The organism is Chachezhania antarctica, from assembly GCF_003646465.1.
Classification (GTDB): Bacteria; Pseudomonadota; Alphaproteobacteria; order Rhodobacterales; family Rhodobacteraceae; genus Chachezhania; species Chachezhania antarctica.
Genome location: NZ_QZEX01000001.1, coordinates 336960 through 351454 on the forward strand (window position 1 = coordinate 336960; position 14495 = coordinate 351454).

Annotated in this window: 12 protein-coding genes and 1 tRNA gene; 4 read left to right on the forward strand and 9 right to left on the reverse strand. The window is 64.4% G+C overall.

Going from position 1 to position 14495, the window contains the following annotated elements:
* Positions 1–52: 52 nt before the first annotated feature.
* Positions 53–1441, reverse strand: a complete 1389-nt coding sequence (regB, locus tag D4754_RS01635; protein WP_121060980.1) for a sensor histidine kinase RegB — start codon at positions 1439–1441, stop codon at positions 53–55.
* A 114-nt stretch (positions 1442–1555) separates the two neighbouring features.
* Here regB and D4754_RS01640 point away from each other — a divergent pair, with 114 nt between their 5' ends.
* Together D4754_RS01640 and D4754_RS01645 are read left to right on the forward strand one after the other, a co-directional pair.
* A complete protein-coding gene (locus tag D4754_RS01640; RefSeq protein ID WP_121060982.1) occupies positions 1556–2173 on the forward strand; it encodes an SCO family protein in 618 nt (205 codons plus the stop codon).
* A 351-nt stretch (positions 2174–2524) separates the two neighbouring features.
* A complete protein-coding gene (locus D4754_RS01645) occupies positions 2525–3079 on the forward strand; it encodes an ActR/PrrA/RegA family redox response regulator transcription factor (RefSeq protein ID WP_121060984.1) in 555 nt (184 codons plus the stop codon).
* Between the two features lie 158 nt (positions 3080–3237).
* Here D4754_RS01645 and D4754_RS01650 read toward each other — a convergent pair whose 3' ends face one another.
* The 6 genes from D4754_RS01650 to D4754_RS01675 all read right to left on the reverse strand — a co-directional run bounded on the left by D4754_RS01650 (position 3238) and on the right by D4754_RS01675 (position 11286).
* Entirely contained in the window at positions 3238–3648 is a 411-nt protein-coding gene (locus D4754_RS01650) for a SufE family protein (RefSeq protein ID WP_121060986.1), read from the reverse strand.
* Between the two features lie 114 nt (positions 3649–3762).
* A complete protein-coding gene (gltB, locus tag D4754_RS01655; protein WP_121060988.1) occupies positions 3763–8298 on the reverse strand; it encodes a glutamate synthase large subunit in 4536 nt (1511 codons plus the stop codon).
* A 213-nt stretch (positions 8299–8511) separates the two neighbouring features.
* Complete coding sequence (locus D4754_RS01660) at positions 8512–8940, reverse strand: GFA family protein (RefSeq protein WP_121060990.1); 429 nt, start codon at positions 8938–8940, stop codon at positions 8512–8514.
* Positions 8937–9380: a GFA family protein gene (locus D4754_RS01665; RefSeq protein ID WP_121060992.1), complete on the reverse strand. Its 444-nt coding sequence runs from the start codon at positions 9378–9380 to the stop codon at positions 8937–8939. The genes D4754_RS01660 and D4754_RS01665 overlap by 4 nt, the downstream gene beginning before the upstream one ends.
* Complete coding sequence (locus tag D4754_RS01670) at positions 9377–9829, reverse strand: GFA family protein (RefSeq protein WP_121060994.1); 453 nt, start codon at positions 9827–9829, stop codon at positions 9377–9379. Before D4754_RS01670 ends, D4754_RS01665 begins: the two co-directional genes overlap by 4 nt.
* 23 nt (positions 9830–9852) lie before the next feature.
* The gene (locus tag D4754_RS01675) at positions 9853–11286 is read right to left on the reverse strand and encodes an NAD(P)-dependent oxidoreductase (RefSeq protein WP_121060996.1); all 1434 of its coding nucleotides are present in this window, start codon (positions 11284–11286) and stop codon (positions 9853–9855) included.
* Between the two features lie 308 nt (positions 11287–11594).
* Between D4754_RS01675 and D4754_RS01680 the strand changes: the two genes are divergently transcribed.
* Positions 11595–12398, forward strand: a complete 804-nt coding sequence (locus D4754_RS01680; RefSeq protein WP_121060998.1) for an undecaprenyl-diphosphate phosphatase — start codon at positions 11595–11597, stop codon at positions 12396–12398.
* 152 nt (positions 12399–12550) lie between these two features.
* Here the strand turns inward: D4754_RS01680 and D4754_RS01685 are convergent, their stop codons facing one another.
* On the reverse strand, positions 12551–13543 hold the full coding sequence (locus tag D4754_RS01685; protein WP_121061000.1) for a complex I NDUFA9 subunit family protein: 993 nt from the start codon (positions 13541–13543) through the stop codon (positions 12551–12553).
* A gap of 194 nt (positions 13544–13737) precedes the next feature.
* On the opposite strand from D4754_RS01685, the gene D4754_RS01690 reads away from it, so the two are divergent.
* Positions 13738–13824 (forward strand) — tRNA-Leu (locus tag D4754_RS01690).
* A gap of 176 nt (positions 13825–14000) precedes the next feature.
* Here the strand turns inward: D4754_RS01690 and D4754_RS01695 are convergent.
* The gene (locus tag D4754_RS01695) at positions 14001–14486 is read right to left on the reverse strand and encodes a hypothetical protein (RefSeq protein ID WP_121061002.1); all 486 of its coding nucleotides are present in this window, start codon (positions 14484–14486) and stop codon (positions 14001–14003) included.
* Positions 14487–14495: the final 9 nt, after the last annotated feature.

Sequence of the window (14495 nt, forward strand, 5' to 3'; positions counted from 1 at the left end):
TGGCATTTGCGGGGTTAAGCGATGGTTAACAACTCGCGCCGCCCGGAAAGGATCACACCTCGATAGGCATGTTTCGACCTGCGGGAATGAAATTCTGGTCGGCGCGGGCATCGATGCTGTGGCGGGGCCAGACGACCTCGACGATCGCGCCGATCCGGTCCGCGCCGTCCGGGTGATAGGGGTCGGATCCGTTGGCGAAGGTCAGTTCGGCCCCCGACCGTTCCAGAAGCGTCTTGGCGATGAACAGGCCCAGCCCCATGCCTTCGTATTCAGGCCGCTGAGACCGGTCGCGATCCGACTTGCGGCGGCGCATGAACGGATCGCCGATCCGGCCGATCAGGTGGGGCGGATATCCTTTCCCGTCGTCCACGATCCGGACCGATATCGCCTCGTCCGACCACGAGCTTTCGATCCAGACCTGGGCCTGGGCGAAATCGACGGCGTTCTGGATCAGGTTGCGCAGGCCGTGGATCACTTCCGGTTTTCGCAGGACGCTGGGCTGTGCGCGGCCCTCGGTGGCCGGGTCGTCACGGATCTCGACGATCTTGCCGCGGTTCATGTGCGGCTCGGCCGCTTCCGTCAGCACGGCGCTGAGCGGCGCCTGCCGGAGGTGCAGATCGTCCTTCCCGGCGCGGCCCATGTCGCGCAGGATGTCGCGGCAGCGGTCGGCCTGTTCGCGGATCAGGGCCGCGTCTTCGTGAAGTTCGGGGTAGTCGGACAGTTCTTCCATCAGTTCCGAAGACGTCAGCTTGATCGTGGCCAGCGGCGTGCCAAGTTCATGCGCGGCGGCGGCCACGACGCCGCCCAAGTCGGTCAGCTTCTGTTCGCGTGCCAGCGCCATCTGCGTGGCGGCCAGCGCATCGGCCATCGAATGCATCTCCGATGACACGCGGCGGGAATAGACGCCCAGGAAGACGACGGCGATTAGGATCGCGGCCCAGTTGCCGAAGACGAACAGATCGGGCACCCGCAGCACCATGCCCTGCGACGTGCGCAACGGCAGGTGGAACAGGGCCAGCAGGGTGACAAGGATGATCGCCGTGCCACCCACGATCAGCGTGGGCCGCAGACCGATCACGGAGGCCGAGATCGTCACCGGCCCCAGCACCAGCAGCGCGAACGGGTTGTTCAGGCCGCCGGTCAGGTACAAAAGAAACACCAGTTGCAGCAGGTCGAACATGACCATCAGGAAGTTTTCGCTTTCCGACAGGCGCTTGTTTTCCGGAAACACGAACATCGCGATCAGGTTGCCGATCGCGGAAATGCCCACGGCCAGGTAGCACAGGCCGAATTCCAGCCAGAGACCGAACATGTACTGCGACACGATCAGCGCGCCGACCTGACCGGTGATGGCCACCCAGCGCAGCAGGATCAGCGTGCGCAGCCGGATCCAGTTGCCGCGGGCTTCTTCCGACAGAAGGCCGATAGAGGGCTGTGCCATTCGTGAACGCGGCTCCGGTTGCATCGGGACGCGACAGTGTTAGGTCTCGGACGCGGCAGGATCAACTGTGCCATGGGCAGGTTGCCGCATATCCTTTTGATACAGGGAGCCGCCATGCCTCGTTACCTAGCCATTGCCGCCGTCATCGTCGCGGTTCTGTTCGTGGGCGGCGTCTGGGCGCTGACCGCCTGGCCGCGGGGCGGCGACCAGTTTGCCGATTGCCGGTCAAGCGCCGTGGCCGGCGGCGGCGACATCGGCGGCCCGTTCGAACTGGTGAACGCCCAGGGCGCGAACGTGTCCGATGCGGACGTGATCACGGAACCGTCGCTTGTCTACTTCGGCTACACCTTCTGCCCCGATGTCTGCCCGCTGGATACCACGCGCAACGCCGATGCCGTGGACGTGCTGGCAGACCGCGGGATCTCGTCCACGCCGGTCTTCATTTCCATCGACCCGGCGCGCGACACGCCCGAGGTGGTGGGCGACTATGCCGCCAACATGCACAAGAAGATGATCGGCCTCACCGGCAGTCCGGAGCAGGTGAAGGCGGCCAGCCAGGCCTACCGCACTTATTACAAGGCGCATCCGGCGGAGGACGAATACTACCTCGTCGACCATTCGACCTTCACCTACCTCGTGCTGCCCGAACACGGCTTCGTCGATTTCTTCCGGCGCGAACTGAGCCCCGAGGACATGGCCGACAAGGTCGCCTGCTTCGTGGGCGAGATCTGAGGCAGCGCCAAAAAAGACCCCGCCGGCTTTGCCGACGGGGTCCCGGGGGGCCCTGAACGTCCCCCCATCCCCGAAAAACCAAATGAACAACTCGTTACGCCCGGGGAGCCCATCCCGCTTTTTTCCGAAGCGGATCTTGTTGCTGCGAACAACATAGCCCGCAAGCGCCCCGGGTTTGAGTGCCAGACCCGGACATGATTTTCGGAATTCGGGACAAATTGGCCAAACCGGTCAAATGGCAGGAAAACCACTGCCCGGTCTCTGGTGGACCAACTGTTTGACCTTTCCCGGGCTGGACGCCATAGTCCCGCCGAATGCGACATTGACGCGCAGGCAGAGGACAACCGGAACATGGCAGAGACCGCCCGCTCAGACATTGGCCCCGACAAATCGCTTCTGTTGGTGGACGATGACGAGCCATTCCTGCGGCGCCTGGCAAAAGCGATGGAAAAGCGCGGTTTCGAGATCGAGACCGCCGGTTCGGTCGCGGCCGGCAAGGCCATCGCCACGGCGCGGCCCCCGGCCTACGCGGTGGTCGATCTGCGGCTGGAGGACGGCAACGGTCTGGACGTGGTCGAAGTCCTGCGCGAACGCCGCCCCGACAGCCGCGTGGTGGTGCTGACGGGCTATGGCGCGATCGCGACGGCGGTGGCCGCGGTCAAGATCGGCGCGACCGACTACCTGTCGAAACCGGCCGACGCGACCGACATCTGCGACGCGCTCCTGACCCGCCCCGACGAACTCCCGCCGCCGCCGGAAAACCCGATGAGCGCGGACCGCGTGCGCTGGGAACATATCCAGCGGGTCTACGAGCTTTGCGATCGCAACGTCTCGGAAACGGCGCGGCGTCTGAACATGCACCGCCGGACGCTCCAGCGTATACTGGCGAAGCGCAGCCCCCGCTGAACGCGCCCGGTTTTCGGACTTTCGTCATTTGTGTCCCGTCGGTCTGCCTCCGGCGGAGGTATCTTGGGACCAAAGAAGTCCGGGGGCATCGCCTGAGCTTCTTCGGTCTGTAAATATCTCGGGGGTGTGTGGGCATAGCCCCCACGCGGCGCCGGATTTCAGGCCGCTTCGGCAGCTGTCTTGCGAATTCGCTCGATCATCGAATTCAGCCCGTTCGACCGCTGCGACGACAGGTTCGATTCGAGTTCCAGCCGCGCCAGCTGCGCTTTCGCGTCGAGCGCGGGGACTTCGCCCACTGGCAGCCCGTTGTAAAGCGCGCGCAGGACGGCGATCAGGCCCTTCACGATCATCGCGTCGCTTTCGCCATCGAAATGGAAGGTGCCGCCGTCGATCTGCGGATGCAGCCAGACCTGGCTGGCGCAGCCGTGGACGCGGGTTGCATCGACCTTCAGCGCCGGGTCGAGCGGCTCCATCGCCTTGCCCTGTTCGATGACATAGCGATAGCGGTCTTCCCAGTCTTCCAGGAACTCGAAATCTTCGACGATGGATTCGAATGCCTCGGTGGCCATGGCGGCTCGTGCTCCTTCTAAACGACAGGGCAGACATAGTGCACATGTCGCCGCCCGTCACGCGCAAGGCATGACGGGCGGCTTCAATGTTTCCGGCTATGGGCGCGGATCGCGCTATTCGGCCGGCACCGCTTCGGCAGTGAAGCCCAGCGGGTGGCTGATATGGGGCAGCATTTCCTTTGGGCAGAGCTGCAGGAACAGGCCTTTCTCGGCCTCCCAGTGCTGCAGGATCGCGGCAGCCTTGCGGCTGCCCGTTTCCGCCGCGTGGCGCTCGATCAGCTCTTCCAGTTCGCTTTCCCAGTGCGGGTGGCTCAGTTGCCCCACCACCAGCGAGTCGGTATTCAACAGCCGCCGCGCATCGCCATGGGGATCGTAGATATAGGCCATGCCGCCGGTCATCCCGGCGCCGAAGTTGGCCCCGATCCGGCCCAGCAGCACGGCGACCCCGCCGGTCATGTATTCGCAACCGTTCGACCCGCAGCCTTCGACCACCACGTGCGCACCCGAGTTCCGGACCGCGAAGCGTTCGCCTGCACGGCCGGCGGCGAACAGGTAGCCTGCCGTCGCGCCATAGAGCACCGTGTTGCCGATGATCGTGTTCTCGTCCGTGACCAGTGGGCTGACCTGCGGCGGGCGCACGATGATCGTGCCGCCCGACAGGCCCTTGCCGACATAATCGTTGGCATCGCCCGAGACCTCGATCCGCAGCCCCGGCGCGGCGAACGCCCCCAGGGATTGCCCGGCCGAGCCCTGCAGCTTCACCGTCAGGTGATCCGGCTGCAGGCCGTTGTCGCGCATGCCGAAGCGGCTGACGAGTTCCGACGATGTCCGCGTGCCCACCGTGCGGTGCGTGTTCTGCACCGCGTAGTACAGCTGCATCTTCTCGCGGTCCTGCAGGAAGCGGCTGGCGTCCTTGACGATCTGCGCGTCCAGCGTCGGCGGCACCGGGTTCCGGTCCTTGTCGCGGTTGTAGACGATGTTCGACGCGCCATCGACGGTGATCAGCAGCGGGTTCAGGTCCAGATCGTCCAGATGCGCTGCCCCGCGCGAGACCTGCGCCAGCAGATCCGCCCGGCCGATCACCTCGTCGAGGCTGCGCGCGCCGATTTCGGCCAACAGCTCACGCACTTCCTGGGCGTAGAAGGTGATCAGGTTCACCACCTTGTCGGCATTGCCCGTGAACTTGTCGCGCAGGCGCGGATCCTGGGTGCAGACGCCCACCGGGCAGGTGTTCGACTGGCACTGACGCACCATGATGCAGCCCATCGCGATCAGCGCGGCGGTGCCGATGCCGTATTCCTCGGCCCCCATCATCGCCGCCATGACGATGTCGCGCCCGGTCCGCAGCCCGCCATCGGTGCGCAGCGTGACCCGTTCGCGCAGCTTGTTCATCGCCAGAACCTGGTGTGCCTCGGTCAGGCCCATCTCCCACGGGAGACCGGCATGCTTGATCGACGTGCCGGGGCTGGCCCCCGTCCCGCCGTTGTGCCCCGAGATCAGGATGACATCGGCCTTGGCTTTCGCCACACCGGCGGCAATCGTGCCGACACCGGACGATGCCACCAGCTTCACAGTCACCTTGGCGCGCGGGTTGATCTGCTTCAGGTCGTAGATCAGCTGCGCCAGATCCTCGATCGAATAGATATCGTGGTGCGGCGGGGGAGAGATCAGCGTCACGCCCTTCGTCGAATGCCGCAGCCGCGCGATCAGGTCGGTGACCTTCATCCCCGGCAACTGCCCGCCTTCACCGGGCTTGGCGCCCTGCGCGACCTTGATCTCAAGCTCTTCACAATGGGTCAGGTATTCGGCGGTGACACCGAACCTGCCGCTCGCCACCTGCTTGATCTTGGCCGACGGGTTGTCGCCGTTGGATTCCGGCTGGAAATGCGCCGGATCCTCGCCGCCTTCACCGCTGTCGGATTTGGCGCCTATCCGGTTCATGGCCACGTTCAGCGTCTTGTGGGCCTCGGGGGACAACGCCCCCAGCGACATGCCCGGCGTCACGAAGCGTTTGCGGATCGAGGTGATCGATTCCACTTCCTCCAGCGGCACGGGACGGCCGATGGGCTTGATATCCAGCAGATCGCGCAGGTGGATCGGCGGGTTGTCCCTGAGCGTCTTGGAATAGGTCTTCCACAGCTCGTAAGAACCGCGCCCGACCGCCGATTGCAGCAGGTGCATCGTGGTCGCTTCCCAGGCGTGCTTTTCCCCCGACGACCGCGACTTGTAGAAGCCGCCGATGGGCAGGATGTCGGTGCCCGATTTCCAGCCCTTGTCGTGGATCTCTTCCGCCTTGCGCTGGATGCCCGTCACCCCGATTCCCGAGATGCGGGAGATCATGCCGGGGAAGAATTCGGCAACCATGGCGCGGGAAAGGCCCACGGCTTCGAAGTTCAGACCGCCGCGATAGGAGGAAATGACCGAAATCCCCATCTTCGACATAATCTTGAGCAGGCCCTGATCGATCGCCTCGCGGTAGCGCCGCATGGCTTCGGTCAGCGGGCCGTCCAGCAGGCCGCGCCGGATGCGGTCGGCGATGGAATCCTCGGCAAGGTAGGGGTTCACGACGGTCGCGCCGCAGCCGATGAGCACGGCAAAGTAATGCGGATCGATGCATTCCGCCGCGCGCACGTTCAGCGAACAGAAGGTCCGCAGGCCCTTGCGCGTCAAATGCGAATGCACCGCGCTGGTGGCAAGGATCATCGGCATCGCCACCTTGTCCTCGTCCGACAGGTGATCGGTCAGCACGATATGGCCCGCGCCCGAGCGCACGGCATCCTCGGCCTCGGCCCGGATCCGGTCGAGCCCCTCGCGCAGCGCGCCTTCGCCCGGCAGGAAGGAACAGTCGATTTCCACCGCGGGGGCGTTGAATTGCTTGACCAGAAGCTCCCACTGCTTGTTGCCGACGAAGGGGCTTTCCAGAACGATGATCTCGGTCTGGGAGCTGTCTTCGTCCAGCACGTTCTTCAGGTTGCCGAAGCGAGTCTTCAGGCTCATTACCCGGTATTCGCGAAGCGAGTCGATGGGCGGGTTCGTCACCTGGCTGAAGTTCTGCCGGAAGAAATGGCTGAGCGGCCGGTACATCTTCGACAGCACGGCCTGGGGCGTGTCATCGCCCATGGACGCCAGCGCTTCCTTCGCGTCCTCGACCATCGGCGACAGGACCTGCTCCAGATCCTCCATCGAATAGCCGGCCGCGATCTGGCGCCTGCGCAGCACCTCGCCTTCGAAGATCGGCGCCTCGACGGCCTTGGCCAGCTCGGCGTCGGCGTCGTTGATCTTGCCGACCCAGTCCCCGAAAGGCTGCGAGGCGGCGAGTTTGTTCTTGATCTCGGCGTCGTGATAAAGCGTGCCCGTCGCCATATCGACAGAGATCAGCTGCCCCGGGCCAAGTGCGCCCTTTTCAACGACAGTGGCTTCATCCGGCGGCACCATCCCGGCTTCCGAGCCCGCGATCAGCAGCCCGTCACCCGTCACGACATAGCGCATCGGCCGCAGCCCGTTCCGGTCAAGCCCGGCACAGACCCAGCGCCCGTCGGTCATGGCAAGGGCGGCGGGGCCGTCCCACGGCTCCATGACCGAGTTGCAGTAGGAATACATGTCGCGCCACGATTCCGGCAGCTCGACCGCCTGTTTCGACCAGCTTTCGGGCACCAGCATCGTCTTGGCCATCGGCGCCGACCGGCCCGCGCGGACCAGAACCTCGAACACGGCATCCAGCGCGGCGGAGTCGGACGACCCCTGAGGGATGATCGGCTTGATGTCCTCGGCAAGGTCGCCGAACGTGCCCGAGGCCATGCGGATCTCGTGGCTCTTCATCCAGTTGACGTTGCCCTTCAGGGTGTTGATCTCGCCGTTATGGGCAAGCATCCGGAAGGGCTGGGCCAGCCACCATTGCGGGAAGGTGTTGGTGGAATAGCGCTGGTGGTAGATCGCGAAGGCGCTCTCGAACCGCGGATCCATCAGGTCGGGGTAGAAGGTCGCGACCTGTTCGGCCAGCATCATGCCCTTGTAGATGATCGACCGGCACGACAGCGACGCAAGATACAGCCCCGCGATCCCTTCCGCGGCCGCGGCCTTTTCGATCCGGCGGCGGATGACGTAAAGCTCGCGCTCGAACGTCTCCTCGTCCACGCCCTTGGCGTTCGAGATCAGGATCTGCTCCATCTCGGGTCGGGTCGCGTTGGCCTTTTCGCCAAGGCAGGTGATATCGACGGGCACATGGCGCCAGCCGTAGATGTAGTAGCCCATCCGCAGGACTTCGCGTTCCACGATGGTCCGGCAGGATTCCTGCGCACCGAAATCCGTGCGCGGCAGGAAGACCTGACCCACGGCAAAATATTCGTTCAGGCGCGGATCGTGGCCGGTACGGCGGATCTGGTCGTAGAAAAACGAGACCGGAAGCTGGACATGAATGCCCGCGCCGTCACCGGTCAACCCGTCGGCATCCACCGCGCCGCGGTGCCAGATCGCCTTCAGCGCGTCGATGCCCGCTTCCACCACCTTGCGGCTTTTCTGCCCGTCGATGGACACGACAAGGCCGACACCGCACGACGAATGTTCGTCCTCGGCCCGGTACATGCCGTACTCGGCCATCCATTTGCGCTTCTCTTCCTCGGCCTGGACCCAAGCTGCGTCGTAAGTCGCCATAATCCACCTCCTTCGCCGGTCGCCGCTGTCTGGGCTCTCCGGCAGAACATCGTCATCTTGTCACCGGGACCCGGGGGCGCTGCCCCCGCCCGGGTCTTCGACCCGGACTCCCCCGGAGTATTTCCAGAAAGAAGAATTCCGGGCGCCTCCCCTTTTTCTTCTTTCTCCAAATACTCCCGCCGGAGGCATCCGACGGGGCCGCGTTCGTTGCCGTCAACTGCCGCCGAAGGCGGCGATCACATCGGCTTCTGTCATTTTCTTCGTGTCGCCCGCAAAGGCATGGCCCGAAGGTTTCGCCTCGATATAGATCTCGGTCGTCATCGTCAGGCCCTCCAGATCGTCCAGCGATCCGGCGGCGAGGCTCAGGAAATCGGGCCTCTCGCCGTCGCCCGGCATCCGGTAGTAGAGGCTCGATCCGCAGATCTTGCAGAAGGCGCGCTCGGCCCATTCCGACGACTTGTAGATGCCGATGTTCTCGGCACCTTCCCAAGTGATCCCGCCGTCGGGCACGTTGATGCCGAAGCCAACCCCGCCGGACGTCTTCCGGCACATGCTGCAATGGCAGGCGTCGTAATGGTCGGGTGCGTCCGCCAGCGTGTAGCGGACCGCGGCGCACAGGCATCCCCCGGTGGTACATGTCATGGCGTGGCCTCCCCGCCGAAACGCCGGCGTGTTTCTTCCGCGGTCATCTTCTGCCGTTCGCCCGCGATGGCAAAGCTGTCGGGGGCGATGTCGAAGTAGAGCTCGCGCTGAAGCTCGAACCCGTTCGGATCGTCGAACAGCCCCAGCGGGATTTCCAGGGTGCCCTTGTGGGGGCCATCGACCGTCACAGCATACCACAGATTCGCTCCGCAGCGGTCGCACCAGGCACGTTCCGCCCAGTCCGACGACACATACCGGCGGATGTTTTCCGACCCTTCCCAGATCAGATCGCCTTCGGGGACCGACACGCCAAGGAAGACCGACCCGGTCCAGCGGCGGCACATCTCGCAATGGCAGGCGCCGTAATCCGACCGAACGGCGCTGGCCGTAAAGCGCACCGCGCCACAGAGACACGCGCCGGTTCTGTCGGTTGTGCTCATGCCGGGTCCTCCGCGGGGGCGAAGGCCGCCATGCAGTCTGCTTCCGTCATCCGTTTGTGATCTCCGGCAAACGCATAGCCGTCGGGACAGAGATCCGAGAAGAACTCGACCTGCAGCCGCGCGCCGGCGGCGTTTTCGAAAAGTCCGGCCGCGAAAGAGGGCGCTTCCCGCGCTTCTCCCGGGCGGGCGTGCATCCGGTACCAGAGCGACGAGCCGCATTCAGAACAGAAGGCGCGTTCGGCCACGTCCGAGCTTTCGAAGATCCGGACCGGACCTGTCACGACATAGCCTTCCTCGGCCTGGAACGACGTGAAGACACCGCCCGTCCAACGGCGGCACATGTCGCAATGGCATGCCACCAGCCGGTCGCGCGGCATAGGCGCTGCGCGCACGGTTACGGCGCCGCAAAGGCAGCGTCCGTCAAGCAACTGGGATCCGTCACTGGCCATTCCGGCGTCTCCCCTCGCGCGGCCTATTCGGCGGCGACCGATGCCTTCGCTTCGAGATCTTCCAGCAGCGCATCCACGCAATCGCGCCCGTCGCGGATCGCCCAGACAACAAGCGACGCACCGCGCACGATATCGCCCACCGCGTAGACGCCGGGCAGAGCCGTCCGTCCTGAGGTGAATTCCGCCTTCACCGTGCCCCAACGGGTCACTTCCAGGCCGGGTTCGTCCCACAGCGCGGGCAGGTCTTCGGGTTCAAAGCCAAGGGCCTTGATCACCAGTTCCGCGGGTTCGTTGTAATCGGCGCCTTCCATCGGCACCGGCGACTGGCGGCCGGTCGCATCCGGGGGGCCAAGGCGCATCTTCTGCACCATCACGCCCGACACCGTATCGCCCGCAAACCCCTTGGGCGCCGACAGCCATTCGAAGACGACGCCTTCCTCTTCCGCGTTCTGCACCTCGCGCTGGGAGCCCGGCATGTTCGCCCGGTCGCGGCGATACAGGCACTTCACGCTCAGCGCGCCTTGTCGGATCGAGGTTCGCACGCAGTCCATCGCCGTATCGCCGCCGCCGATGACGACGACGTTCTTGCCTTCGGCGCTCAGCGTGCCGTCTTCCAGTTCGGGGACGGTGTCGCCGAAGCTTTGCCGGTTCGAGGCGGTCAGGAAATCGATGGCCCGCACGATCCCGTCGGCGCCCGATCCGGGGCCGTCCAGATCGCGCGACTTGTAGACGCCCGTTGCGATGATCACGGCGTCATGTTTGGCGCGGATATCGGCAAAGGTGATGTCTTGGCCCACGTTGCAGTTCAGTTCGAACGTGACACCGCCTTGTTCCAGCTGGTCGACGCGGCGCATGACGACGTCTTTCTCCAGCTTGAAGCCCGGGATGCCATAGGTCAGCAGCCCACCACCGCGATCATAGCGGTCATAGACGGTGACCTGTACGCCCGCGCGCCGCAGACGGTCGGCCGCAGCCAGCCCGCCCGGCCCCGCGCCGATGATGCCGACGCTTTCGGCCCGCTCCTGCGACGGAGACGGCGGCTTGACCCAGCCCTTTTCCCACGCCGTGTCGGTGATGTATTTCTCGACCGCGCCGATCGTCACGGTGCCGTGGCCCGATTGTTCGATCACGCACGACCCTTCGCACAGCCGGTCCTGCGGGCAGATGCGGCCGCAGATCTCGGGGAAGGTATTGGTGGACTGGGAGACATGATACGCCTCTTCCAGCCGGCCCGTCGCGGTGAGGCGCAGCCAGTCGGGGATGTTGTTGTGCAGCGGGCAATGGGTCTGGCAATAGGGCACACCGCATTGCGAACAGCGCGAAGACTGCTCCTTTGCCTTGGTGTCGGCAAATTCCGAATAGATCTCGTTGAAGTCGCTGCGCCGCAATTCGGCTGCCCGTTTTTCAGGCATGTCCCGCGACACTTCTACGAATTTCAGCATGGGCTCTTTCGCCACAGCTCTTCTCCTCGTGGGCTTGGCCGTTCCGGCAGGACCCTATATCGGTCGTACCGGCCCCTTCGCGGCCATCGCTGACGTCCGGTACGGGTGACCGCCGGTTCCGGGACGTCTTAAACGGTATGCTGCGTCATGAAAAGTCAGTACTGCTTACCTAAATGAGGAAAGTTCCCGTGTTTGGGGACATCCGGCTGCGATAATGCGACCAAATTAGGTATCAATGCGGACCTAAAGCCTTTGCTTCCCTTTTATCGCCATACACTTATACCTCACGAAGGAAGCGAAGCACGTACCAGGACAGGTCCTCCATGCCGATATTTCAACTGATTCTCGTCGCCATCATTCAGGGGATAACCGAGTTTCTGCCGATTTCCTCCTCGGGTCACCTGATTCTGTTCCCGAGCCTGACCGGGATGGAGGATCAGGGGCAGGTGGTCGACGTGGCTGTCCATGTCGGAACGCTTTTCGCGGTTGTGCTGTATTTCTGGGCAGACGTGAAAGTTGCACTGGTGGGCACGGGGCGGATGCTGACCGGACGGCTGGACACGCAAGGGGCGCGGCTGGCCTTCAACCTGGCCATCGCAACGGTGCCGGTGGTGATCGTGGGCCTGATCCTGCACGTGACGGGTGCCAGCGACGCGATGCGGTCCGTCACGGTCATCGCCTGGACGACGCTGATCTTCGGCATCGTGCTATATATTGCGGACCAGTGGGGATCGGCCGCGAAGGTGGCCGAGGACTGGACGACGAGCAACGCCATCGTGATGGGTCTGTTCCAGGCCATTGCGCTGATCCCCGGCACGTCGCGGTCGGGGATCACGATGACCGCGGGCCGGATGCTGGGCTACGCGCGCGAGGAAGCGGCGCGCCTGGCAATGCTGATGTCGATTCCGACGATCCTCGCCTCGGGCCTGGTGCTGGGCTTGGATGTCGTGAATGAGGCCGACGTCGCCGTGGCGCGGGACGCCGGCATCGCGGCGGTCTTCGCCTTCCTTTCGGCGCTGCTGGCGCTGTGGGGGATGATGAAGATGCTGGAGCGGATCAGCTTCACGCCCTACGTGATCTACCGACTTTTCCTTGGCGTGGCGCTGCTGGTTTACGTCTACGCCTGACAACGATCCGCGAACCGGTGGGGGCTTCGCCCCCGCCGCCCGTTCCGAGCGACTCCCCCGAAGGTATTTGAAGGCCAAACAAGATCAGGGGACTCGCCCGCCGGAGGCAGACCGGCAGTGTGGCGATAGCCACGGCGATCAGATGACCCTTGTCAGGCGCGGTCGATCCGCATGCGGCTCGCGCTTTCCTGCGCGTCGCTGTACTGCCCGCCCGGACGGTACACCCACAGGTAATCGGGCAGGACCGCGTCCATCGCCGTGGGTTCGATCCCCAGGTCGGCGAACGTCCTTGCATCGTCGGCCACGACATTGTCGCGCGTCAGCGATTTCAGCTGGTCGCGGGTCAGCGTGCCGTTGCTGACCAGGCCGAAGGTACCGGCCTGCAGCATGTCGAGGCTCCACGCCATCACGCGTGCGACGAAGAAGGGCACCTTCATCCGCGGGCGCGTGCGGCGGATCATGGCCACGATCTTGCCCATCAAATCGTACATCGAGATGACTTCGGGGCCACCCAGTTCATAGACACCTGTCGGCACGTCGCCCCGGATCGCCTTGACGGCCGCGGCGGCGACATCATCGACCCAGACCGGCTGGAATTTCGTGTCGGCGGCGACGACCGGCAACACGGGGGTCATTGTCGCCATGGCGGCGAATCGGTTCATGAAATTGTCTTCGGCGCCGAAGATGATCGACGGGCGCAGGATGACGGCCCCCGGCATGTGCTCCAGCACGGCGGCTTCGCCCTCTGCCTTGGTGCGGGCGTATTCGCTGGGGCCGTCGGCATCGGCGCCGATGGCCGACACGTGGACGAGGTGGCCGATACCGGCCTCGGCGGTCAACCGGGCGATGCGGGCGGCGCCGTCGACCTGTACCGCGTCGAAGGTCTGCTTGCCGGATTCGCTCAGGATTCCAACGCAGGAGACAACCGCATCGGCGCCATGCAGGACCGACGCGACCGACGCATCGTCACGGATGTTGCAGAACACGGGCTCCACCTGACCCACGACGCCATAGGGGCGCACGAAGATCGCTTCGTTGGGATGGCGGCAGGCGACACGGACGCGCCAGCCGGCCTGGGCCATGCGTCGCGCGATGTAGCGTCCGACAAAGCCGGACCCGCCGTAGATCGTCACCAACTTGGACATCGGCCGCTCCTTCCGTGGCAATAGGCTGGGGTCATGAATAACCGTGCGCACCCTTGTGGAACAAGACGCAAAATCGCCGCGATCCGGCCGGGCGCGGGGCAGGGCCGGAGGGCGGAAAAAAGAATGCGCAAAAGGGTCGAAAATCCGTTTGACACCCCCCGCCACCCCGCGTAAATGCACGCCTCACGACACCTGCCCAGGTGGCGGAATTGGTAGACGCGCCAGCTTCAGGTGCTGGTGTCTGTATGGACGTGGAGGTTCGAGTCCTCTCCTGGGCACCATTTCGTCGTACCCCGAAGTCCGTTCCCGCCAATTCCCGGATTTCAATGATTTCCCGCTAAACTACCGTAGAGCCGCACTGGATTGACCGCGTCCGGCGCCCCCTGATCCGATGCCCCGGTCAGGTGAGCCGCATGTCACCAGGCGGCCCGATTCATGGCAATGACGGAAGCGAAGCCTATTCGCAGCTGTTTCGTGCGACCGTGGCAAGGGTTTCCCAGCCGTTGTTCAGCACTTCGTAGCTTTGCTCGGCCTTGCTGTTGTGCACCGACACGAAATCGCCGGGCGGCACGTCAAGGTCGAGCGTGTAGTTCGGCAGGATCGCGTCGAACTCTCCCAGGTGGGCGTCCCATGCCTCGGTCAGATCGGGGCACTGCATGGCCTCTATGCGCGGGGTGAACCGGGCAGGGATCTCGCGCAGCAACTGGGTCACGCAACCGTAGTATTCCTCGACCAGCTTCACCTGCTTGGGGTCGGAAATGGCCTTCGTCGGGTCGACATCGCCATCGACGGATTCGACGTTTTCCTCGATCTTCAGGTGGTTCTGCACGCGGTAGAACGTGTTGATGCAGGAATTGTGCTTGACGAACATGGCGTTCTTGTATTCGCGCACCAGCATGCCGGCCTCGATGTCGCTCTGGGCCGACGCGGCTCCCGCGATCATGGTCGCAAG